Below are 22,589 nucleotides of genomic sequence, written 5' to 3' on the forward strand. Positions count from 1 at the left end.
TCCCGCCGTTCAGGGCGCGCCGAGAAAGCGCGCCCGAGCCTGCCCCACTTCGGAGGCGATGAAATCCGCCGCCGCCCGTACGCGGGCAAGGTCGCGCATGTCCGTGTGGGTCACGAGATAGAAGGTGCGCGTGAGCGACACCTCGCCGCGCAGCACCGGCACAAGGTCCGGCATGGCATCCCCCATGAAGCAGGGCAGGACGCACACGCCCGCCCCCGCGCGGGTGGCCTCCATCTGCGCGACGAGGTTGGAGCTCTTGATGCGTGGCTTCAGCTCGCGCGCCACGAGGGGCACATAGTCCAGCTCCGGCGCATAGATGAGATCGTCGATGTAGCCGATGAAGGGATGCCGCCCGAGCGCTGCCCGGCTCTCGATGGGGCCGTGCGTTTCGAGATACGCCACCGCCGCATAAAGGCCGAGCCGGTAGTCTGTGAGCTTGCGGGCATGCAGCCGCCCCTCCTTGGGCCGGCTCAGCGAGATGGCGATATCCGCCTCGCGTTTCGACAGGCTGATGAGGCGGGGCATGGCGAGGAGCTGGATTTCCAGCGCCGGATGCTGGCGCGAGAAGGCGCCGAGCCGGGGCGCGAGGAAGACGGTGCCGAAGCCGTCCGGCGCGCCGATGCGCACCGTCCCCGACACGCCGAGGTCCGCCCCCGCGATCTCCCCCTGGGCGGAGAGGGCGAGCGCCTCCATGCCCTCCGCCGCCGCCATGAGCCGCTCGCCCTGCGGCGTCAGCAGCAGTCCCCCGGTCCGCCGGTCGAACAGCTTGGCACCGAGCGCGGTCTCGAGCGCGGTGATGCGGCGGCTCACCGTCGAATGCTCCACGCCCATCTGCCGGGCGGCGGCGGTGAGCGATCCGGAGCGCGCCACGGTGAGCAGATAGCGCAGGTCCGACCACTCGAAGTCCGCTCCGGTCACTGCGCTGCACCTCCGGTTCATCGATTTACGCACGATACGAGTGCGGAAATTGCGATGGATGTGCGCAAAAAGCTAGGGCATCGTAGCGCCCAACCAGAACACAAGCATCATCGGGAGGATCGCATCATGCGGGAGATGGGCCATTTCATCGGCGGCAAGCACGTGCCCGGCACGTCCGGCCGCCATGCCGACGTCTGGCAGCCCATGACGGGCGAAGTGGTGGGCCGCGTCGCGCTCGCCTCCGCCGCCGAGATGCGCGCCGCCGTCGAGAACGCCAAGGCGGCCCAGCCCGCGTGGGCGGCCACCAATCCGCAGCGCCGCGCCCGCGTGCTGATGAAGTTCCTCGAACTGGTGCAGCGCGACTATGATGCGCTGGCCGACCTGCTGGCCCGCGAGCACGGCAAGACCGTGCCGGACGCCAAGGGCGACATCCAGCGCGGTCTGGAGGTGATCGAGTTCGCGGTCGGCATTCCGCACCTGCTCAAGGGCGAGTTCACCGATGGCGCCGGGCCGGGCATCGATGTCTATTCCATGCGCCAGCCGCTGGGCGTGGTCGCGGGCATCACGCCGTTCAACTTCCCGGCCATGATCCCCATGTGGAAGTTCGGCCCGGCCATCGCCTGCGGCAACGCTTTCATCCTGAAGCCCTCCGAGCGTGATCCCGGCGTGCCGCTGAAGCTCGCTGAACTCATGCTGGAAGCCGGCCTGCCGCCGGGCATCCTCAATGTGGTGAACGGCGACAAGGAGGCGGTGGACGCCATCCTCGACGATCCGGACATCCAGGCGGTGGGCTTCGTCGGCTCCTCCTCTATCGCGCAATACATCTATGCCCGCGGGGCTGCGACGGGGAAGCGCATCCAGGGCTTCGGCGGCGCCAAGAACCACATGATCATCATGCCCGACGCGGACATGGATCAGGCGGTGGATGCCCTCATCGGCGCCGGCTACGGCTCGGCGGGCGAGCGCTGCATGGCCATCTCGGTGGCCGTGCCGGTGGGCGAAGCGGCGGCGGAAAAGCTCATCGAGAAGCTGGTGCCGCGCGTGGAGAGCCTGAAGATCGGCCCTTCCACCGATGTCACCGCCGATTTCGGCCCCCTCGTCACCCGCGAGGCGCTGGAGCGCGTGAAGTCCTACGTGGACATCGGCGTGAACGAGGGCGCAAAGCTGCTGGTGGATGGGCGCGGCTTCAAGCTGCAGGGCTATGAGAACGGCTTCTATCTCGGCGGCTGCCTGTTCGACCACGTGACGCCCGACATGCGCATCTACAAGGAAGAGATCTTCGGTCCCGTCCTCTCCGTCGTGCGCGCCAAGGACTACAAGGAAGCGCTGCGCCTGCCGACCGAGCACGAGTATGGCAATGGCGTCGCCATCTTCACCCGCGACGGCGATGCCGCCCGCGACTTCGCCTCCAAGGTGAACGTTGGCATGGTGGGCATCAACGTGCCGATCCCGGTGCCGATCGCCTACCACACCTTCGGCGGCTGGAAGCGCTCGGGCTTCGGTGATCTCAACCAGCACGGGCCGGATGGCGTGCGCTTCTACACCAAGACCAAGACCGTCACCTCCCGCTGGCCCTCCGGCGTGAAGGACGGCGCGGAGTTCGTCATCCCGACCATGAATTGACGCTCGGCCTCCCGGCGTGGACGCTGCCGTCCGCGCCGGGGCATGACATGGCGGGTCAACCGCCAGCGTGCGTTTCAGACGGGAGGACCTCATGTTCGAGCTGACGGAAGACCAGATCGCCATCCGCGACATGGCGCGCGCCTTTGCACGCGAGGAAATCGCGCCTCATGCGCTGGAATGGGACGAGGCGCACCATTTCCCCATTCCGACGCTGAAGGCCGCCGCCGCGCTCGGCATGGCCGGCATCTATGTGCGCGACGACGTGGGCGGCTCGGCTCTCTCGCGTCTTGATGCGACGCTCATTTTCGAGGCGCTGGCGGAAGGCTGCCCCGCCACCTCCGCCTATCTCTCCATCCACAACATGGTCGCCTGGATGATCGACCGCTTCGGTGCGCCGGAGCAGCGCACCAGGTGGCTGCCGAAGCTCTGTGCCATGGACATCGTGGCGAGCTACTGCCTCACCGAGCCTGGCTCGGGATCCGATGCTGCCGCGCTCAAGACGCGGGCGGCTCGGGACGGCGACCATTATGTGCTGCACGGGGAGAAGCAGTTCATCTCCGGTGCCGGCGCGTCCGATCTTTATGCGGTGATGGCGCGCACGGGGGGCGAGGGGCCGGGCGGCGTCTCCACCATTCTCGTGGAAGCGGGCACGCCGGGCCTGTCCTTCGGGGCCAATGAGAAGAAGATGGGCTGGCGCGTGCAGCCCACACGCGCCGTCATCTTCGACGGCGTGCGTGTGCCGGTGGAGAACCGCATCGGCGCGGAGGGCGATGGCTTCAAGTTCGCCATGGCGGGGCTCGATGGCGGGCGGCTCAACATCGCCGCCTGCTCGCTCGGCGGCGCGCAGGCGGCTCTCGACAAGGCGCTGGCCTATACGGCCGAGCGCAAGGCCTTCGGCAAGGCCATCAACCAGTTTCAGGCGCTGCAATTCCGCCTTGCGGACATGGAGACGGAACTGGAGGTGGCCCGCACCTTCCTGTGGCGGGCCGCGAGCGCCCTCGACCGGAGCGATCCGAAGGCCACGCGCCTGTGCGCCATGGCCAAGCGCTTCGTCACCGACGCCGGGTTCGAGGTGGCCAACGAGGCGCTCCAGCTTCACGGCGGCTATGGCTATCTGGCCGACTACGGGGTGGAGAAGATCGTTCGCGACCTGCGCGTCCACCAGATCCTCGAAGGCACCAACGAGATCATGCGCGTCATCATTGCGCGCGGATTGGTGGCGCGGGGCAACTGAAGCCCGCCGCGCCCATCCAACAGAACACTGCATCCTTAAGGGAGGACACCATGGCCGTCATCGCCTTCATCGGGCTCGGCAACATGGGCGGGCCGATGGCCGCCAATCTGGTCAAGGCAGGGCACGCGGTGCACGGCTTTGACCTCTCCGAGGCCGCCAAGGCGGCGGCCGCCGCGCGCGGCGTCTCGCTGGCGGTAAGTGCGGCCGAGGCGGTGAAGGCGGCGGACGTGGTCGTCACCATGCTGCCCTCCGGCCCGCATGTGCTGGGGGCGGTCACGGGTGCGGATGGCCTGTTCGCGGCGGCGCGGCCCGGCACGCTGTTCATCGACAGCTCAACCATCGACGTGGAGAGCGCCCGCGCCTTCCATGCGGGGGCCGAGGCGGCCGGCATGGCCAGCCTTGATGCGCCCGTTTCCGGTGGCGTCGGCGGTGCGGAGGCGGGCACGCTCACCTTCATGGCGGGTGGCTCCGAGGCGGCATTCTCGGCGGCGAAGCCCCATCTTGAGCGGATGGGCAAGAAGATCGTCCATTGCGGCGGCGCGGGCGCGGGGCAGGCGGCGAAGATCTGCAACAACATGATCCTCGGCATCTCCATGATCGCGGTGAGCGAGGCCTTCGTGCTGGGCGAGAAGCTGGGCCTTTCCCATCAGGCGCTGTTCGACGTGGCTTCCACCTCGTCCGGCCAGTGCTGGTCGCTCACCACCTATTGCCCGGTGCCGGGGCCGGTGCCCACGAGCCCCGCGAACCGCGAGTATCAGCCCGGCTTTGCCGCCGCGCTGATGCTCAAGGATCTCAAGCTCTCGCAGCAGGCGGCGGATCAGGCGGGGGCGGCCACACGGCTCGGCGCCGAGGCGGCTGCCCTCTATTCTGCCTTCGAGGCGGAAGGCAATGCGGGCCGGGATTTCTCCGGCATCATCGAGTGGATCCGCGCCCGCACGGCCTGACGCGGGGATCCCTCAGGCGCTCGCCGCGTCGAGCGCGGCGATCTCCTCCGCCGATAACTGGAGATGGACGGCACGGATGAGCCCGTCCATCTGCGCGAGGCTGGTAGCGCTGGCGATCGGCGCGGTGACGCCGGGCCGCGCGATGAGCCAGGCGAGGGCCACCTCGCCTGGGGCCGCGCCCTTTGCCGCCGCTACCTCATCGAGGGCGGCGAGGATGCGCAGGCCGCGCGGGTTCAGGTAATTCGCCATCTTGCCGCCGCGCGCGCTTTTGCCGAAATCCGCTTCCGAGCGGTACTTGCCTGTGAGGAAGCCGGCTGCCAGCCCATAGAAGGGGATGACGCCGATGTCCTCGCGCATGCAGAGATCGCGCAGCGCGCCGTCATAACTGGCGCGGTCGTAGAGATTGTAGAGTGGCTGCAGCGTCTCATAGCGCGGCAGCCCCAGTTCTGCGGCCACCGCCAGCGCGGCGCCCAGCTGCTCGGCCGAATAATTGGAGGCGCCGATGGCGCGGATCTTTCCCGCCCGCATCAGCTCCTGATAAGCACCGAGCGTTTCCGCGTCGGGCGTCGCGGCGTCCGGCGTGTGTGACTGGTGGAGGTCGATCTGCTCCACCTGGAGGCGCTTCAGCGATTCCTCAACGGACTGGCGGATCCAGCGGGGTGACAGGCCGTTGCGATCCGGCCCGTGGTCCATGCCCACCTTGGTGAAGATGAGCACCTTGTCCCGCTTGGCCGGATTGGCGGCGAGCCACTTGCCGATGATTGTCTCGGACTCCCCGCCACTGTGGCCAGGCACCCAGCGCGAATAGATGTCTGCGGTGTCGAGCGCATTCAAGCCTGCGTCGACGAAGGCATCCAGCAGGCGGAAGCTGGTCGCTTCGTCGGCGGTCCAGCCGAAGACATTGGTGCCGAGAACGAGCGGGGCGATGGAAAGGCCGCTGCGGCCGAGGGGGCGGTGCTGCATGCGTCGAGCCGTGCTGTCCGGGCGGGCCCTGGGCCAAGCCTCCTTCGTGGCCGTTACGGCCGGTCGCGAGGGCTGCGTGCGGGTCCGTGCAGGTGGAGGGGAAGGCAATCACTTCGGCCCGCGCCTCGCGGCGCGAGCCGGATCGTCTTCTATCACGACCGCCGCCTGGCGCCGACACACGGTGGTGCGATCCGGGCTGTCCCGGCTCCCTTTATCGGGCGGCAATGGGGGTTCAGCCGCGCAGTGGCACGATGTCGGTGAGCAGGCCCGGCAGGAAGATGCCGCCGTAATCGCTCCGGGGCAGTTCCCGGCGCAGGTGGATCGCCTTCGGCCGCTTGGCACCGATGAGGGCGCCGTGGGTGAAGGCGAGGATTTCCTCGGCGCTGGCTGCGGACTCGTCCTTGAGCACCACGAAAGCAGTCAGCGCTTCGCCGGCCTCGCCATCCGGAAGCCCGACGACGGCGACTTCCCGAATGGCCGGATGCCGCGCGATGGCGGCTTCCACTTCCCTCAGGGATACGGTCTGGCCGGCGCTGAAGATCAGGTCCTGCGTGCGGCCGACGACTTTCAGGTCATATCCGCTGCTCAGCATGCCGATGTCACCCGTCCGCAGCCAGCCGTCGCACAGCACGCGGGCGGTGGCTTCCGGATCATCCCAGTAGCCGGTCATCACATGCGGACCCCGGATCAGGATCTCGCCTTCCTGCTCCGTGGCGAAGGTGTCCTCCACACCTTCGAGCCGCGTCTCATAGCCGAAGAAGGGGCGGCCCACGGTGGTGCGCAGCTCGTTGCGCAGCGCCCGCTTCACCGACAGGCGCTCGGCGGACAGAAGGCAGGTGAAGGGGGCTTCGGCGAGTCCGTAATGGACGCTGATGCGCGGGCCGACAAGGTTCAGCGCTTCGTCGCACACGGCCTCCGGCAGGGCCGCGCCGCCGATGTGCAGCATCTCCATGGCGTTCAGCGCCACGTCTTCCGGCGCGAGGTGCGGCAGGAGCTCGGCGAGCTGCGCGGGAGACATGGCGCTGCGCGTCACCGAGAAGCGCGCCATCTGGAAGGGGAAGCGCTCCGCATCGAAGGCGCCCCCCAGCACGATCCGGCTCCCACCCAGAAGATAGGCCAGCACCATGAACTGAAGCGGCGCCCAGAGCGGGCGCACGTTCAGGAAGACGGAGTCCGAACCGATGCGAAGGCCCGCGATGAGGTTGCCGGCCACGGCACTGATGTTGCCGTGGCTCAGCTTGACGATCTTGGGCTGACCGGTGCGGCCGGCGGAGAGCGCAAGCTGGGCGATGTCTTCGCTTTCGCCGGGGGGCAGGAAGCGGTCGCTGGCGCGTGCCAGCAGATCCTCGTAGTCATGGGCGCCGGAGACGGTGCCGCCGAGCGCGATGATGTGCCGGAGGTCCGGAAGCTCCGAGCGGAGTTCGGCGAGCATCGGAATGAGCGTCGCCTCCGCAACCACGGCTCGCGCGCCGGTGCGCCGCAGATGCGCCACGAGATCCTGGCGGCGCATGCCGGCTGAAAGCGGAACGCTGATGAATCCGGCGGCCATGGCGCCGTAATCCGCCTCCAGATGCTCGCGAATGTCGGGCAGCAGCAGCGCCACGCGCTCGCCCCGCAGCAGGCCGAGCCCGGCCAGCGCCTGACCGAACCGCGCGATCCGGGCCATCAGGGCTTCGAACGTCCAGGGACCGACCCGGTCGACAAGCGCGACGCTTGCCCCGTGCCAGGCGCGGGCTCTGCGGAACAGAAATCCGATGTGCATCCCGCAAATCCTTCAGCGGAACGACGCCAACGGCGTGCCCAGGGCCTCCAGGGTGCGACTCCGGCCCGTTGAGGTAAAGGGAAATTGCACGGGCGCCCTGCGGCGGATCTGCCCGCCGCTCCCGCCTGCCAATGAAACGGTGCTCAATTCTTGCACCTCTTGCCGTCCCGCAAAAGGCTGCCTTGCTGCCTCAAGGGGCAAACGACCTGTATCCATCATAATGAATGCTCGCTGGGTGAACGGGCAGAGCCTCAGGTCCGCGCACGCCTTGAAATTCGGTCTCGGCGCATTTCCTGCCCAGCTTTTAGCTTCGATGTTGCGTCCCACGGCGATGGATCCACCATAGCCGAGCTTCAGCTTGACCGCTGCCAATCCAGAGTGGTGCAGCGGCCTTTCAGGCCTGCCCTCAGGGCGAGCCGCGGCTGAAGATTGGTTGCATGTCCTCCAGCCTCCCGCACGGCGGGACGGAGCCGTGAGCGAGGCATGGAAGCGCCGGACGGTCCGCAAGCGGACGCCCGAAATTCGGAGGGGGTGCCGGCGATGCGCGTGCGGGCACGCAGAGCACCGGCTGCATGGGTCGAAGGGTAAGGGCAAGGCTTCGCGGCGCGCGGCACACGGTACTCTTCCGCTGCGCGCTGCCCTACGGAACGCGATCCCTTCGCCATGTTTTCACCCCCAGGCCCCTGCAAGAGCCTGCGGCTAAACAACACAACCTAGGGGTGCCGCTCCAATGCTCTTTTGTGTGCTGTTTATGCGTGGACGGCATAAAGGCATTGACTGCATGTGACCCAGTCATGAGCTGGCTTCTTCCTCGGAGGTCATCGCTGCGGCCAGTTCCGCGATGAGCGCCTGCGCCGCGCGGGAGGGAACCCGCCGCTCCGGCCGCAGGATGTGGATGTCGAAGGGAATGATCGGCGAAAACCGCCGTGAGACGAGGCCGCCGCCACGGCCGAGATGCGCGGCCGTGAAGGGGTCGACCACCGCAACGCCCGCGCCCGCCTCCACCAGACCGCAGGCGGCGATGGACGTCTGGGTCTCGATGCGCAGGCTGACGGAATGAGGCAGGCTCTCGAAAAGCCGCCGCAACTGCGACCCGATCTCGGTGTCCGGATTGATGCCCACAACCGCTTCGCGGCAGATATCGGTCGCCGTGACCGTCTCTTGCGTGGCGAGGGGATGGTCCGGGCGCATGACGCAGACGCACGAGAACGCGAAGCGGCCTTCGCTCACCAGCCCCGCCATGTCGCGGGGCGCCATGCCGATCCCCACGTCGAAGAGATTGGAGGTCAGCGCATCCTCGATCCGCGCCGCCGAGTGGGTCTCGTGGGTGATGTGAATGTCAGGGTGCCTTGCGGAAAACGCGGCGAGTCCCTTCGGCACCGGTCCGAAGCTCATGGCCGGCATGCACACGAACCGCAGATGGCCCCGCCGCAGTTCGCGGATGTCGAGCGCCACCTTGGTGAGGTGCTCGAGCCCCAGATAGGAGATGGACAATTCTTCGTGAAAAGCCTTCCCCTCCGGCGTGATGATGAGCCGTTTGCCGTCCCGGAGGAAGAGATCGAAGCCGAGCACCCGCTCAAGGTCGGCAAGGCGGCGGCTGACCGCGGGCTGCGAGAGGTGAAGCTGGCGGCTGGCCGCGGTCACGCCGCCCGTCACCACGACGGCGTTGAACACGTCGAGATGCAAGGCGCTCATGCGCAACGGGATCTCGGGGGCTCGGCTCGCAGCCCGGGCATCAGCCTTGGATCGGCTCATGGGACACTCTGTGCAGGGTGAACGGCCTACCGCACCCCATGCCGATGCGGGTGGCAACAGGAAAAGGAACGAAAATCAAATACTTATGCTGAGCTTATGATCGGCTCGCCTGCGGCGGACCCGTCGGACGCAACATAGGTTGCTCCAGATCAAACCATTTCAGGAAATTCTGAAATAGGTGTTGGGTCGCCATGACGACCTTGCCGCCCCTTATCCAAGATTTTGTGCTCCATTTCGGCGAAATGGGCAGTCGCTGGGGCATGACCCGCACGGTCGGGCAGATATATGCCCTGCTGTTCGTGTCATCCGAGCCGCTCTGCGCCGAAGACATGGTCGCAGCGCTTGGTATTTCCCGGTCCAACGTGTCCATGAGCCTGCGGGAACTCCAATCGTGGAACCTGCTGGTGATGAAGCCGCGCCCCGGTGACCGGCGCGATTTCTATACGACCCCCGACGACGTCTGGCAGATCCTTCGTATCCTTGCGGAAGAACGCAAGCGGCGAGAGGTCGCGCCCACGCTTGCGGTGCTCGATCGTCTTCTGGTGCGCGAGCCGACCGGCGAGAGCGAGCGCCACGCCCAGGCCCGCATGGCGCAAATGAACGATCTCGTGGTGCAACTCACGTCCTGGTACGACGACGTGAAGCGTCTGGACGATGCACGCCTCTCCAGCCTGCTCAAGCTCGGCGGCAAGATCGTCCGCCTGCTGGGCAAGCTCGAACGGCCGGCGGCCTCCGCCCATCCCGGTGAGGATGTAGCGCCATGAGCATCCAGTTTCCAGCGCCCCACAGCCGCTTCGTGGACGGCAGCGTCGCTGAAGGGACGTCTGCCCGCCCGCGCATGGATACGGCGGGTGCGCACGCCGCGCCGGCGCGTCGGCGTCGGCCTCGTCCGGCCCAGAATCTGGAAAGTCGCGGCGGAGCACTGCTCCAGTTGGTGGCCTCTCTCCTTTTCATCGGCCAGGCGGCGCTGATCGCGCGGGCTGTCGGCACCATGTCCAGCGCCATCACGGTGCCGGCGCTGCTGGGTCCGGCCGCTGGCATCCTGGCGTTGGGCGTGGTCCGGGCCATTCTGGAGGCGCTGGGCGCCCGGCTCTGCCACCGGCAGGCCCGCGCTGCCCTTGGCCGGCTGCGCAGCGAAGTGGCTGCCGCCGTCGCGGCCCGGTCTCCGCTGGATCGCAACCGTCCCGTGGCCGGGGCCGTCGCCAGCGCGCTCGCTGAGCAGGCGGAGGCGGTGGTGCCTTATCTGTCGCGCTTCAAGCCTGCCCGCCTGCGGGCGAGCGTGGTGCCATTCGTCATGCTGGCGGTGGTGCTGCCGCTCTCCTGGGCCGCGGCACTGGTCATGCTGGTGGCGCTCCCGCTCATTCCCGTCTTCATGGCCCTCATCGGCTGGCGGGCGCAGGCGGCGAGCGAGGCGCACCTGAAGGAGATGGGAAGCATGAACGGCTTCCTGCTCGACCGGCTGCGCGGCCTTGCCACCATTCGCGCGCTCGGCGCCGTGGACACGACCGCTCTGCGCCTGCGGGCGAGTGCCGAGACGCTGAAGGACCGCACCATGGCGGTGCTGCGCATCGCCTTCCTCTCCTCGGCAGTGCTGGAACTGTTCTCTGCGCTGGGCGTAGCCATGGTGGCCGTCTATGTGGGCTTCCATCTCCTCGGCACGCTGGAGTTCGGCACCTGGGGCGTGCCGCTGAACCTCAGCGACGGCCTGTTCATCCTGATCCTTGCCCCGGCTTTCTTCGAGCCCATGCGCGACTTGTCGGCGGTCTGGCACGACCGGGCGGCAGGCGAGGCGGCCTTCGCCGCGCTGAAGCTGCTCACCGCCAACGGCCTGCCCTTGCCGGGCGCCAACATGGCGCATCCCGTGCCCGCGGCGGCGGCTCCTGCCCCGGATGTGGTGTTCGACACCGTCTCCTTCACCCATGCCGAAGGCCGGGCGCCCTTTGCCGCCTTCTCGCTGACGGTGCCTGCCGGCGGCCGCGTGGCGCTGCTGGGCCCGAGCGGGGCCGGCAAGTCCACCTTGCTGGCGCTCGCTGCCGGTCTTGCACCGGTCCACACGGGCTCGGTGCGCATCGGCGGGCTCCCCCTCACGGCGGAGACCGCGGCGGAACTGCGCTCCGGCATGGCCTGGATCGGTCAGCGCCCCCACTTCTTCGCCGGTTCGCTCGCGGCCAATGTGCAGATGGGGCGGCCTGATATCGGCCCCGAGGCCGTGGAAGAGGCGCTGGCCTTCGCCACGCTCGACCGCGCCGTGCGGGGCCGCAGCGCCGATGACGGCCTCGGCGAAGGTGGCGCCGGCCTGTCCGGCGGCGAACTGGTGCGCCTTGCCATCGCCCGCGCGGCGGTGGACCCGCGCGTCCAGCTCGTGCTCGCGGACGAGCCGACCGCCCATCTCGATGCCGCGACCGCAGCCGAGGTGACCGAGGCCCTTCTCACCCTCGCGACCGGCCGCACGCTGATCGTCGCCACCCATGACCCCGTGCTCGCCGCAAGGCTGGACACGGTGGTTCAACTGGAGCCTCGGCCATGAGCGCCCGTCTCTTTGCCCGCGCCCGGGTGCCGCTGCGGCCGCTCGCTGCCATCGTGCGCCTGTTCTGGGCCGAAAGGGGGCCGCGGCTCCTCGCCGGCGCGCTTCTGGCTGGCGTGACGGTGCTGGCCGGCTTTGCGCTCCTCAGCCTGTCCGGCTGGTTTCTCGCCGCCACCGCTATTGCCGGTCTTTCGGCCGGAACGGCGCTCGCCTTCGACGTCTTCACACCGGCCGCCGCCATCCGTTTCCTCGCGCTCGCTCGAACCGGCGGGCGCTATGGCGAGCGGCTCGTCACCCATGATGCGACGCTCGGCGTGCTCGCCGGCCTCCGCGAGCGGCTGTTCCGCGGCTGGGCGACGCCGGAGGCGGCCCGTGCGCTGGGCCTGCGGCCCGCGCGCCTGCTGTTCCGCCTGACCGAGGACATCGATGCCATCGGCCAACTCTATCTGCGGGTGCTGGTGCCGGCGGGTGCGGCCGTGCTGCTGGCCCTTGTGGCCGGCGTCGGCCTTGGCCTGGTTGCCGGTTCCGGGCCGGGGATCGCCCTGTGCGCCGGTCTCATGGTCGTCGGGCTCGGCCTGCCGCTCGCCGGTGCCCGCGCCGCCTATCGTCACAGCCGGCGGCGGGCCTATGCCACCGAATCCCTGCGGGCGAGGGCCATCGATCTGGTGGCCGGGCAGACGGAACTCGTCATGGCGGGCCGGCTGCCCGCCCAGTGCGAGGCGGTGGCGCGGGCGGACCGGACTCTGGCCGAGGCCGATCTGGCCTTGAACCGCATCGAGACGCGGGTGGGCGCCGGCTTCGGTATCGCCGCCTCTGTCCTCGTGGCCGGGGCGCTGCTGCTGGCCGGGGTCCTCGCCCGGCAGGGCACCATCGACGGGCCCGTGGCCGCCGCCCTCGTGCTTGGCGCGCTGGCGGTGCTGGAACCCTTCGCAGGATTGCGGCGGGGGGCGTTGGAACTGGGCCGGATCCTGCTGGCGGCAGGGCGCCTTGGCCCGCGCCTCACTGATCGGCGCCCGCTGCGCGGCCCCCTGAGGGCGGAGGCCGGCATTGCGGTGCGTGTTTCCCGAGTCGATCTGCGCCAGCGGGCCGCGCATCGGACCCTTCTGGATGACGTTTCCCTGACCATCCTGCCGGGCGAGCGGGTCGCGCTCGTCGGCGCGAGCGGGGCGGGCAAGTCGAGCCTGCTCGGGCTGATCGCCGGTGAGCGCTCGCCAACCGACGGCACGGTAGAGAGTCTCTGCGCCACGCTGCTGACCCAGCGCACCGAGCTGTTTCAGGACACGGTGCGGGACAATCTGCGCCTCGCGGCCCCCACCGCGTCGGACGAAGCGCTGTGGGAGGCGCTCACCGCCGCCGGCCTTGCCGCCGATATTGCAGGCCTGCCGGCCGGGCTGGACACCCGACTGGGGGAGGGCGGGCTCGGCCTGTCCGGCGGTCAGGGGCGGCGTCTCGCGCTGGCGCGCCTGCTGCTGCGGGACACGCCCGTGTGGCTGCTCGACGAGCCCACGGAAGGATTGGATGGCGAGACCGCCCGCGCGGTGCTCGCCCGCCTCACCGCGTGCGCGGAAGGGCGCACGCTGGTGGTGGCTACACACATTCGCCGTGAGGCGGAGCTGTGCGATCGCCTGCTGGTGATGGCGCAGGGCCGCATCATCGCACGACTGGCCCGAGGCGAACCGGGGTTCGACGCCATGCTCGCCGGCCTTCGGCCCGACTGATTCACCGCTGTTCGGTTCCGACGGTCGCGCCGCCGGGACCTCCCTTCATTCGGGGCAACCCGAGGAGAACGAGGATGGAATTCGATATCGTTTCCCTGTCGCGACTTCAGTTCGCGATGACGGCGCTCTACCACTTCCTGTTCGTGCCGCTGACTCTCGGCCTGTCGATCATCGTCGCCATCATGGAGACGGTGTATGTGATGACCGGCCGCACCATCTGGCGCCAGATGACCAAGTTCTGGGGCACGCTCTTCGGCATCAATTTCGTGCTGGGCGTCGCCACCGGGCTCGTCATGGAGTTCCAGTTCGGCATGAACTGGAGCTACTACAGCCATTATGTGGGCGACATCTTCGGCGCCCCGCTGGCCATTGAGGGCCTCATGGCCTTCTTCCTGGAAGCGACCTTCGTGGGTCTCTTCTTCTTCGGCTGGGACCGCATGTCCAAGGTGGGGCACCTCGTCGCCACCTGGGCGGTGGCCTTCGGCTCGAACTTCTCGGCCCTCTGGATCCTGATCGCCAACGGCTGGATGCAGAACCCGGTGGGTGCGGTGTTCAACCCGCAGACCATGCGCATGGAGGTCGATGACTTCTATGCCGTGCTGTTCAACCCGGTGGCGCAGGCCAAGTTCGTGCACACGGTCTCGGCTGGCTACACCACGGCCTCGGTTTTCGTGCTCGGCGTCTCGGCCTGGTACCTGCTGAAGGGCCGGCACATCGAGCTCGCCAAGCGCTCCATGACGGTTGCCGCCTCCTTCGGCCTTGCCGCCGCTTTGTCGGTGGTCGTGCTGGGTGACGAGAGCGGCTATCTCACCACCGAGCATCAGAAGATGAAGCTCGCGGCCATGGAGGCGATCTGGCGCACGGAGCCTGTGCCCGCACCCTTCACCGTGGTCGGCTTCCCCGACCAGAAGGCTCGCGAGACCCACTATGCGGTGGAGATCCCGTGGGTGGGCGGCCTCATCGATACGCGCTCGCTCAACACGCCTGTGGAAGGCATCGAGGAGCTGGTCGAGCGCGCCAAGGGCAACATCGCCAAGGGCGTGCTCGCCTATGACGCGCTCCAGAAGATTCGCGCCGCCGGCTCGGCAGCGGTGCCGGTCGACGTGCAGAAGACCTTCGAGGCGAACGGCAACCTGCTCGGCTATGCGCTGCTGCTGAAGCGCTATGTGGACGATCCGCGTCAGGCAACGCCCGAACAGATCGCCAAGGCGGCCTGGGATACGGTGCCGCAGGTGGCGCCGCTGTTCTGGACCTTCCGCATCATGGTCGGCGTCGGTTTCTTCATGATCCTGCTGATGGCCACCTTCTTCACCCTTTCGGCCCGCCGCCAGCTCGACCGCTTCCCGCTGCTGCTGCGCATCGCCGTTCTGGCGATCCCGCTGCCGTGGCTCGCCGCCGAATGCGGCTGGTTCGTCGCCGAGTTCGGCCGGCAGCCCTGGATCATCGAGGGCATCCTGCCCACCGCCTCGGCGGTCTCCAGCCTCGGGGCGATGACGGTGCTGCTGACCATCGCCGGCTTCGTCCTGATCTACACCACCCTCTTCATCATCGAGATGGGCCTGATGCTGCGGGCGATCCGCAAGGGTCCGGCGCCGGACAATGAGCCGGAAGCCGAACTCATCCCCGCCACCGTCGTGCCCGCGGAGTGACACCATGATCCTTCATGACCTCATCAATTACGAGGTGCTCCGCCTCATCTGGTGGCTGCTTCTCGGTGTCCTGCTCATCGGCTTTGCCGTGACGGACGGCTTCGACCTCGGCGTCGCCACCCTCCTGCCCTTCGTGGGCCGGACGGACGTGGAACGGCGGGTGGCCATCAACACCATCGGCCCGGTGTGGGAAGGCAATCAGGTGTGGCTGATCCTCGGCGGCGGCGCCATCTTCGCCGCCTGGCCGCCGCTCTATGCCGTGTCGTTCTCGGGCTTCTACCTCGCCATGTTCGCCATCCTGGCGGCGCTGATCCTGCGGCCCGTGGGCTTCAAGTATCGCTCCAAGCGGGACAGCGAGGCCTGGCGCAAGGGCTGGGACTGGGCGCTGTTCGTCGGCGGCTTCGTGCCGGCGCTGATCTTCGGCGTCGCGGTGGGCAACACGCTTCAGGGCGTGCCGTTCCGGCTCGATGACGATCTGCGCATTTTCTATGACGGCAGCTTCTTCGGCCTGCTCAATCCCTTCGCTTTGCTGTGCGGCCTGCTGTCGGTGGCCATGCTGGTGACCCATGGCGCCACCTGGCTGCAACTCAAGGCGGATGGTCCGGTGGCGGACCGGGCGCGGACCTACGGCAGCATTTCCGCTCTTGTGGCCGTGGTGCTGTTCGTCCTCGCCGGCGTGCTGCTGTACAGCTTCGTCGCCGGCTACAAGATCACGAGCCCGATCAATCCGCTCGGGCCGTCCAATCCGCTTCTGAAGACGGCGGCCACCGCCCCCGGCGCATGGTTCGCCAATTATGCCACTGCGCCGGGGCTGCTCGCGGCACCCGCCATCGGCATCGTCGGCCTGCTCGCCGCCGGGCTGGCGCTGCGGCTGAAGTGGGAAGGCGCGGGCGTGCTGCTGTCGGGCCTCGGCATCTTCGGCATCATCAGCACGGTCGGGGTGTCGATGTTCCCCTTCATCCTGCCCTCCACCGTGGACCCGCGCTTCAGCCTGACGGTGTGGGATGCCTCCTCGAGCCATCTCACCCTGTTCATCATGCTGGTGTCGACGGTGATCTTCCTGCCCATCATCCTGCTCTACACCACGTGGGTGTATCGGGTGATGTGGGGCAAGGTGGATGCCAAGGCCATCCGCGAAGACCGCGGCCACGCCTACTGAGCAAGAGGAGACTGAGACATGTGGTATTTCGCCTGGATCCTCGGCCTGCCTCTGGCGGCGGCCTTCGCCGTGCTCAACGCCATGTGGTACGAGCTGATGGACGATGAGGCCAAGAAGCGGGCGCTCACCCGCAAGTGAGGCCCCGAACCCGGCCCCCGTGCCGGGTCGCAGACGAAAGAGGCCGGGGAGGGCGATCCTCCCCGGCCTCTTTGTCTTTTGAAGCTGCGTAAGCCGAGCCCTCCGGCTCAGGCCTTCTTCAGGAATTCGGTGCGCAGCACGAGGCCCTTCACCTGCTTGGTGTTGCATTCCACCTCGGCCGGATTGTCGGTGAGGCGGATGTTCTTGACCAACGTGCCGCGCTTCAGCGTCTCGGACGTGCCCTTGACCTTGAGGTCCTTGATCAGCGTGACGGAATCCCCGTCCGCGAGGCGGGTGCCGTTGCTGTCCTTCACGATGATGTCGTCGCTCACGTCCTGTCCTTCCGGCGCCGTACGATAGATACAGGGGCCTTAGCCGACGGGAACGGCCAAGGTCCAGTCCGGACGCAACGGAAAGTGCTCAGGCGATGCGGCGCGACAGCGCGCTCCAGATCATCAGCACGATGACGGCGCCCACGATCGCGCCGATGAAGCCCGCGCCTTCGCCGGCGTGATACCAGCCGATGGCCTGCCCCAGATAGGTCGCGACACTGGCGCCGACGATGCCGAGGATCGTCGTCAGGATGAAGCCCGACGGTTCATTGGGGCCGCTGTGCAGCCACTTGGCGACCAGGCCGACGATGAAACCGATGATGATGGTCCCGATGATGCCCATCGCGCCCTCCCTACGCATCGGGCCGCATCATGCGGCCCGCGGGAGGTAAACGTAAGCGTAGGTGTCCGGTTCCGCGAGGGGCATGCGCATAATTGTGCATGCCCCTGCGTCATAGGCGAGAGGTGCGGCGCCCGTCGGGCCCCGGCCAAGCCTCACTTGCCCAGCAGCGGGCACTTGCCGTCGGCGATGGACCGGAACGCCTCGTCGCCGGGAATGGTGCCGACGAGGTCGTAGAGATCCCATTCGCCCTTCGACGAGCCCGGTGACTTGACCTGGAAGACGTAGAAATCGTGCACCATGCGCCCGTCCTCGCGGAGCTTGGCGTTGCGCACCACATCGTCCTTGATGGGCAGCTCGCGCATCTTAGCGACGACCGTCTTGGCATCGTCGCTCTTGGCCGCCGCCACCGCCTTCAGATAGTGGAGGATGGAGGAATAGACGCCGGCCTGGATGGCCGACGGCATGGCGCCCTGTTCTTTCTTGAAGCGCTCGGAAAAGGCGCGGGTGCCGTCGTCGAGGTTCCAGTAGAAGCCCTCTGTGAGCAGCGTGCCCTGAGCGACCGGCAGGCCGACGCTCTTCACGTCATTGGCAGTGAGGAAGAAGGCGACCAGCTTCTGCTTGCTGTCGGTGATGCCGAATTCGCGCGCGGTCTTGATGCCGGCCACCGTATCGCCACCCGCATTGGCGAGCGCGATGATGTCGGCACCGGAGCCCTGCGCGGCGAGCAGCGGCGAGGACAGGTCCACTGCCGGGAAGGGATGGCGGGTGGAGCCGAGGAACTTGCCGCCCTTGGCGGTCACGGCGGTCTTGGCGTCGAGCTCCAGCTGGTGGCCCAGCGCGTAATCCGCCGTGACGAGATACCAGGAGGTGCCGGGCTTGGTGAGGCGGTTGGCGACGCCGGCCACCTGCACATAGGTGTCCCACATCCACTGCACCACATGGTCCGGCTGGCAGGCATCGCCGGTGAGGCGCGCCGTGCCGCCCGGGAACAAGGCGACGCGGTTCTTCTCCTTCACCAGCGGGGCGATGGCAAGCTGGATGGAGGCGTTGGACATGTCGGCCAGCACGTCCACCTGCTCCTGGTCGATCCAGCGGCGGGCGGTGGCGGAGGCGACGTCCGCCTTGTTCTGGTGGTCGGACGAGATCATCTCGATCTGCATGCCCTTGCACTCGGCCTTCAGGCAGTCGTCGATGGCCATCTTCGCGGCCAGCAGCGAGCCCTTGCCGGTGATGTCGGAATAGACGCCCGACATGTCGGTTAGCACGCCGATCTTCACCTTGCCGTCGGAGATGTCCGCCATCGCAGTGCCGGCGAGGCAGAAGGCGGTGAGCGCAGCAAGGGCGCCCGTGACGTAGCGTTTCATATGGGTCCTCCCGATGTGGCTGGCAGGCTCTGGCGGCCCGCTGAAGCCGGTGGTGTTCAAAGGGTCATGAGGTCCAGTGGGCCATGGGCAGGCCGGCGACGGGCGCGCGGAAGGTGGGGATGCGCGTGCCTCGCAGGCTGCCGATGTAGCCGGTGCGAAGGTCCGGCCCGCCGAAGGTGAGGCTGGCGAACCAGGGGGCGATGGTGCCGCCGCAGGCCAGCATCAGCTCGGGCGTCGCCTTGTCCTGCGCGAAGGCCTCCATCAGCGCGCGGCCGGCGGCGCTGTTCCGGTCATCGTCCAGCAGGATACGCAGGTCGCCGTCCGGCGTGATGGCGAACAGGCGGTCCGTCATCACGTGCGTGCCCCAGAGGTTGCCATAAGAGTCGAAGGCGATGCCGTCGATGAAGGCGCCGTGATCCGAGGGGCCGAAGGTCTCGCGACGGGAGAGGCTGCCGTCCTCCGCGACCCGAAGGCGGGTGATCCGCCGGCCGCAGGTCTCCACCACGTAAAGCCACTCTTCCCGCGCATCGAGGCGGATCTCGTTGGTGAAGCCGAAACCGTCCGCCACCACGCGCAGCCGGCCCTGGTCATAGAGCGCCACATAACCGTCGCGCACGTTCGGGCTCATGGCGCTCATCCAGTTCTTGATGCGCGTGGAAATGGTGAGCCAGACGCGGTCGCGGCTGTCGCGCAGCACGAAATTGACCTTGCCGATGGGCGCGCCGTCGATCTCTTCCACCAGTACGCGCAGGGCGCCGTCGCGGGTCATCACCTCCAGCCGGTCGGTGCCGAAATTGGAGATGAGGATGTCGCCATTGCGGGCGAAGGCGAGGCCATTCGGAAGCGTGCCGGAGACGAAGCGCTGTTCCTCGTCGGTGGCGGTGGCGAAGCTGTCCGCCTGGTGCTGGCTGATGAGGGCCTGCGTGCCATCGGGCTGGATGTGGACCACGCCACCGCGCGCGTCGGCGCTCCACAGCGAGCCGTCCGGCTCGGCGAGGATGCACTCCGGCCGCTGCAATCCTTCGCCCACAAAGGTGAGCGCGGCTGGGTCGATCTCGAAGCCATCGATGGGATTGGGTGCGGCCATGGGTATGCCTCGGCGGTGGTTCGAAGCCTAGACGCGGAATGCTCTCGCTTGAGAGGGGGCGGTGGCCCCCTCTCAACTTTCTCCTGCAGGCGGGAGAAACGCTCCCCCTCCCCCCTTGCGGGGGAGGGCTGGGGAGGGGGGTATACCCTCTCCGTTTAAGCCGACGCTCAGCACGTTCAGAGTTGGGTTGCGGTCTGCCCCCGCCGCGTTACCCCCCTCCCTAACCCTCCCCCGCAAGGGGGAGGGGATCTGTCTCGCCTGGGGCAGGAGCGGTCGTGATGCCTCCCGCCTTCAAAACTTCACCAGATCCGCGCCTTTGAGGCCAAGCGTCGCGCGAGCCTCATCCGGGGTGGCGATCTCGTGGCCCAGCTCTTCGAGGATGCGGCGGATCTTCGCCACCTGCTCCGCATTGTTCTTCGCGAGCTGGCCCTTGCCGATGAACAGGCTGTCCTCCAGCCCCACCCGCACATTGCCCCCCATCATGGCGGCCTGCGTGGCGAAGTTCATCTGGTGGCGACCGGCGGCCAGAACGGACCAGTGATAGTCCTTGCCGAACAGCTTGTCGGCGGTGCGCTTCATGAACATGAGGTTGTCGAGATCGGGGCCTATGCCGCCGAGAATGCCGAAGATCAGTTGCAGGAAGACCGGCGGCCTGAACCAGCCCTGATCGAGGCAGTGGGCGAGATTGTAGAGATGACCCACATCATAGCATTCATGCTCGAACTTGGTGCCGTGGCCCTCGCCCAGGAGCTTGTAGATGCGCTCGATGTCGCCGAACGTGTTGCGGAAGATGAAGTCCTTGGTGCCCGAGAGATAGGGCTCTTCCCAGTCGTGCTTCCAGTCCTTGTAGCGCTTCGCGAGCGGATGCAGCGCGAAGTTCATGGAGCCCATGTTGAGCGAGCACATTTCCGGTGCCGCCTGAAGCGGCGCGGCGAGGCGCTCCTCAACGGTCATGTTGAGCCCGCCGCCGGTGGTGATGTTGATCACCGCATCCGTGCTCTGCTTGATGCGCGGCAGGAACTCCATGAAAACCTTCGGGTCGGGCGTCGGGCGCCCGTCCTTCGGGTCACGGGCATGGAGGTGCAGGATGGCGGCGCCCGCCTCGGCGGCGGCGATGGCCTGCTCGGCGATTTCGGACGGCGTTATCGGAAGGGCGTCGGACATGGTGGGCGTGTGGATGCCGCCCGTGACCGCGCAGGTGATGATGACCTTGCTCAAGCGCGTGGCTCCCTGATGGATCTTGTGAACGGCGCCCGTCCCGGCGCCTTGGGGGCTGAAGAGGCGATCAGTCGGGAAGGATGGCGACGGCGCGCGTCCAGCCGGCGGAGCCGCCCTTCACCTTCACGGGGAAGCAGGAAACGGTGAAGCCGGTGGCCGGCAGCGCCTCCAGATTGTGGAGCTTCTCGATCTGGCAATAGCCCGCGTCGCGGCCGGCCTTGTGGCCTTCCCAGATGAGGCTGGCGTCTCCGGTCTCGGCAAAGCGCCGCGCCGTATGGCTGAAGGGCGCGTCCCAGCTCCAGCCGTCCGTGCCGACGACGCGGATGCCCTTGTTGACCAGATGCAGGGTCGCATCCCGCCCGAAGCCGCAGCCCGAATGGATGTAGTCCTCATGGCCGTAACGGGCGCCGGCGGCGGTGTTCACCACCACGATGTCGAGGGGGGCCAGCGTGTGGCCGATGCGGGCGAGTTCCGCGTCGATCTCGTCCGGCGTCACCACATGGCCGTCGGGCAGATGACGGAAATCCAGCTTCACGCCGGGGCGGAAGCACCAGTCCAGCGGGATTTCGTCAATGGTGATGGCGCGCGCGCCGCCGTCCATGGTCGGGTGATAATGCCACGGCGCATCCACATGGGTGCCGTTGTGGGTGGAGATGGTGGCGATCTCCACGGCCCATCCCTGTCCGTCCGGCAACTGGTCCACGGTGAGGCCGGGAAAGCTCCCGACCAGCTGCGCGGCCGTGTCCCCATGGGTGTGATAGGCGATCTGCACCTTCTGGAAGGGCGGATCGGCCGGAACGTCATTCTCCAGCGGGATGGAGATGTCGATGAAGCGTGGCAAAGGGCGCTCTCCCTGAAGAGACGTCCCGTTCGGCATCTGAGGCCGGTCCGGTGCGGCTCTGGCGTTTCCCGTGCCGCGATTTCGCGGCGTCACCCCGTCTGTGCGGGGCTGTTTGTACAGTCGTACATAATTTTGTATGGTTGTTCAATAGTCCGCCATGAAGCCGATGCGGTCGCCGTGGCGCAACGTCATCCGGCTGTGTAAGAGCTTGGGCGCAGGCCGCAGGATGAAGCCGTTGGTCCGGAGGGGCATGAGCGAGGACAAGGGAAAGAGCGACCGACGCCGGGCGGTGCCGTCCGGACAGGCTGCCGGGGCCAGACGGTCCGCGCTCGCGCCCGAGGCGCCAGGGCGCCCGGATCGCCGCGCCGCCATTCTCGCCAGTGCCGAGGCACTGTTCGCCGAGCGCGGCTATGCGGACGTGTCCGTGCGCGATATAGCCACGCGGGCGGGCGTGCCGGTGGCGCTGGTGGGCTATTATTTCGGCCGCAAGCCGGAGCTCTTCACCACCATCTTCGAGCGGCGCCAGACCTATATCACCGAGCGCATCGCGCGCATCGAGGCGGTGGACGCGCGGCCCGACAATCCGGCCGCCGTGGAGGCCCTTGTGCGGGCCTGGGCCGAGCCGGTTATCACCATGCGCGGCACGGAGGCGGGCGACGTGTTCGCGCTTCTCGTGGCGCGCACCGCCTGGGATCCGGGCCCCGAGGCGACCGCCATCATCGAGCGCTTCTACGATCCTCTTGCGCGGGCCTTCTTCGGCGCCATGCAGCGGGCGCTTCCCGCCTGTCCGCCGGACCGCATCGTCTGGGCCTATGAATATGCGGTGGGCGCGTTGCTCATGTATGTGGGCGACAAGCGCATCGAGCGCCTGACGGAGGGCCGCGCTGCGACCGCCGATCCGGCTCTGTGCGAAGATTTCATCCGCTTTGTCAGCGCGGGCTTTGAAACGCTGCGGTGAGCCGCATCCGAGCGCGCCGCCCACCAACGCGCCGCCCTTGGCGTTCGCCCGCCGGCGGG

The 22,589-nt window shown here is 67.8% G+C and carries 20 protein-coding genes; 10 read left to right on the forward strand and 10 right to left on the reverse strand.

Annotation, left to right across the window (positions count from 1 at the left end; genetic code table 11):
* Window positions 1-9: 9 nt before the first annotated feature.
* Complete coding sequence (locus AZC_RS02915; RefSeq protein WP_244421783.1) at window positions 10-918, reverse strand: LysR family transcriptional regulator; 909 nt, start codon at window positions 916-918, stop codon at window positions 10-12.
* 126 nt (window positions 919-1,044) lie between these two features.
* On the opposite strand from AZC_RS02915, the gene AZC_RS02920 reads away from it, so the two are divergent.
* The 3 genes from AZC_RS02920 (at window position 1,045) to mmsB (ending at window position 4,719) form a co-directional block, all read left to right on the forward strand.
* On the forward strand, window positions 1,045-2,541 hold the full coding sequence (locus tag AZC_RS02920; RefSeq protein WP_012169106.1) for a CoA-acylating methylmalonate-semialdehyde dehydrogenase: 1,497 nt from the start codon (window positions 1,045-1,047) through the stop codon (window positions 2,539-2,541).
* Window positions 2,542-2,632: 91 nt separating this feature from the next.
* Entirely contained in the window at window positions 2,633-3,775 is a 1,143-nt protein-coding gene (locus tag AZC_RS02925) for an isobutyryl-CoA dehydrogenase (protein ID WP_012169107.1), read from the forward strand.
* Window positions 3,776-3,825: 50 nt separating this feature from the next.
* A complete protein-coding gene (mmsB, locus tag AZC_RS02930) occupies window positions 3,826-4,719 on the forward strand; it encodes a 3-hydroxyisobutyrate dehydrogenase (protein WP_012169108.1) in 894 nt (297 codons plus the stop codon).
* Between the two features lie 12 nt (window positions 4,720-4,731).
* Here the strand turns inward: mmsB and AZC_RS02935 are convergent, their stop codons facing one another.
* The 3 genes from AZC_RS02935 to AZC_RS02945 form a co-directional block, all read right to left on the reverse strand.
* Window positions 4,732-5,682, reverse strand: a complete 951-nt coding sequence (locus AZC_RS02935) for an aldo/keto reductase (RefSeq protein WP_012169109.1) — start codon at window positions 5,680-5,682, stop codon at window positions 4,732-4,734.
* 232 nt (window positions 5,683-5,914) lie between these two features.
* Window positions 5,915-7,444, reverse strand: a complete 1,530-nt coding sequence (locus AZC_RS02940; RefSeq protein ID WP_012169110.1) for a class I adenylate-forming enzyme family protein — start codon at window positions 7,442-7,444, stop codon at window positions 5,915-5,917.
* A gap of 792 nt (window positions 7,445-8,236) precedes the next feature.
* Window positions 8,237-9,139, reverse strand: a complete 903-nt coding sequence (locus AZC_RS02945; protein ID WP_043878832.1) for a LysR family transcriptional regulator — start codon at window positions 9,137-9,139, stop codon at window positions 8,237-8,239.
* Between the two features lie 251 nt (window positions 9,140-9,390).
* Between AZC_RS02945 and AZC_RS02950 the strand changes: the two genes are divergently transcribed.
* From AZC_RS02950 to cydX, 6 genes are all read left to right on the forward strand, one after another.
* Window positions 9,391-9,963, forward strand: coding sequence for a GbsR/MarR family transcriptional regulator (locus AZC_RS02950; protein WP_012169112.1), 573 nt, complete (start codon window positions 9,391-9,393; stop codon window positions 9,961-9,963).
* Window positions 9,964-10,037: 74 nt separating this feature from the next.
* A complete protein-coding gene (gene cydD, locus AZC_RS02955) occupies window positions 10,038-11,726 on the forward strand; it encodes a thiol reductant ABC exporter subunit CydD (RefSeq protein ID WP_043879957.1) in 1,689 nt (562 codons plus the stop codon).
* Window positions 11,723-13,441, forward strand: a complete 1,719-nt coding sequence (cydC, locus tag AZC_RS02960) for a thiol reductant ABC exporter subunit CydC (RefSeq protein WP_012169114.1) — start codon at window positions 11,723-11,725, stop codon at window positions 13,439-13,441. The genes cydD and cydC overlap by 4 nt, the downstream gene beginning before the upstream one ends.
* A gap of 74 nt (window positions 13,442-13,515) precedes the next feature.
* Window positions 13,516-15,090, forward strand: a complete 1,575-nt coding sequence (locus tag AZC_RS02965) for a cytochrome ubiquinol oxidase subunit I (protein WP_012169115.1) — start codon at window positions 13,516-13,518, stop codon at window positions 15,088-15,090.
* A gap of 4 nt (window positions 15,091-15,094) precedes the next feature.
* The gene (cydB, locus tag AZC_RS02970; RefSeq protein ID WP_012169116.1) at window positions 15,095-16,249 is read left to right on the forward strand and encodes a cytochrome d ubiquinol oxidase subunit II; all 1,155 of its coding nucleotides are present in this window, start codon (window positions 15,095-15,097) and stop codon (window positions 16,247-16,249) included.
* 18 nt (window positions 16,250-16,267) lie between these two features.
* The gene (gene cydX, locus AZC_RS24645) at window positions 16,268-16,387 is read left to right on the forward strand and encodes a cytochrome bd-I oxidase subunit CydX (RefSeq protein ID WP_012169117.1); all 120 of its coding nucleotides are present in this window, start codon (window positions 16,268-16,270) and stop codon (window positions 16,385-16,387) included.
* A 107-nt stretch (window positions 16,388-16,494) separates the two neighbouring features.
* Here the strand turns inward: cydX and AZC_RS02975 are convergent, their stop codons facing one another.
* The 6 genes from AZC_RS02975 to AZC_RS03000 form a co-directional block, all read right to left on the reverse strand.
* On the reverse strand, window positions 16,495-16,719 hold the full coding sequence (locus AZC_RS02975; protein ID WP_012169118.1) for a zinc ribbon domain-containing protein YjdM: 225 nt from the start codon (window positions 16,717-16,719) through the stop codon (window positions 16,495-16,497).
* 88 nt (window positions 16,720-16,807) lie between these two features.
* A complete protein-coding gene (locus AZC_RS02980; protein ID WP_043878833.1) occupies window positions 16,808-17,062 on the reverse strand; it encodes a GlsB/YeaQ/YmgE family stress response membrane protein in 255 nt (84 codons plus the stop codon).
* A 152-nt stretch (window positions 17,063-17,214) separates the two neighbouring features.
* Window positions 17,215-18,426 (reverse strand): ABC transporter substrate-binding protein, encoded by a 1,212-nt coding sequence (locus AZC_RS02985; protein WP_043878834.1) that lies wholly within the window; start codon window positions 18,424-18,426, stop codon window positions 17,215-17,217.
* Between the two features lie 64 nt (window positions 18,427-18,490).
* On the reverse strand, window positions 18,491-19,513 hold the full coding sequence (locus AZC_RS02990) for an SMP-30/gluconolactonase/LRE family protein (protein ID WP_012169121.1): 1,023 nt from the start codon (window positions 19,511-19,513) through the stop codon (window positions 18,491-18,493).
* A 291-nt stretch (window positions 19,514-19,804) separates the two neighbouring features.
* Window positions 19,805-20,677 carry a 3-keto-5-aminohexanoate cleavage protein gene (locus AZC_RS02995; RefSeq protein ID WP_244421832.1) on the reverse strand — a complete coding sequence of 291 codons (873 nt, stop codon included), beginning with the start codon at window positions 20,675-20,677 and terminating at the stop codon, window positions 19,805-19,807.
* A 121-nt stretch (window positions 20,678-20,798) separates the two neighbouring features.
* Window positions 20,799-21,608, reverse strand: a complete 810-nt coding sequence (locus AZC_RS03000) for a cyclase family protein (RefSeq protein ID WP_012169123.1) — start codon at window positions 21,606-21,608, stop codon at window positions 20,799-20,801.
* A gap of 214 nt (window positions 21,609-21,822) precedes the next feature.
* Between AZC_RS03000 and AZC_RS03005 the strand changes: the two genes are divergently transcribed.
* Window positions 21,823-22,530, forward strand: coding sequence for a TetR/AcrR family transcriptional regulator (locus tag AZC_RS03005; protein ID WP_052285837.1), 708 nt, complete (start codon window positions 21,823-21,825; stop codon window positions 22,528-22,530).
* Window positions 22,531-22,589: the final 59 nt, after the last annotated feature.

It is taken from the genome of Azorhizobium caulinodans ORS 571 (genome assembly GCF_000010525.1).
In the GTDB taxonomy this organism is placed as follows: Bacteria; Pseudomonadota; Alphaproteobacteria; order Rhizobiales; family Xanthobacteraceae; genus Azorhizobium; species Azorhizobium caulinodans.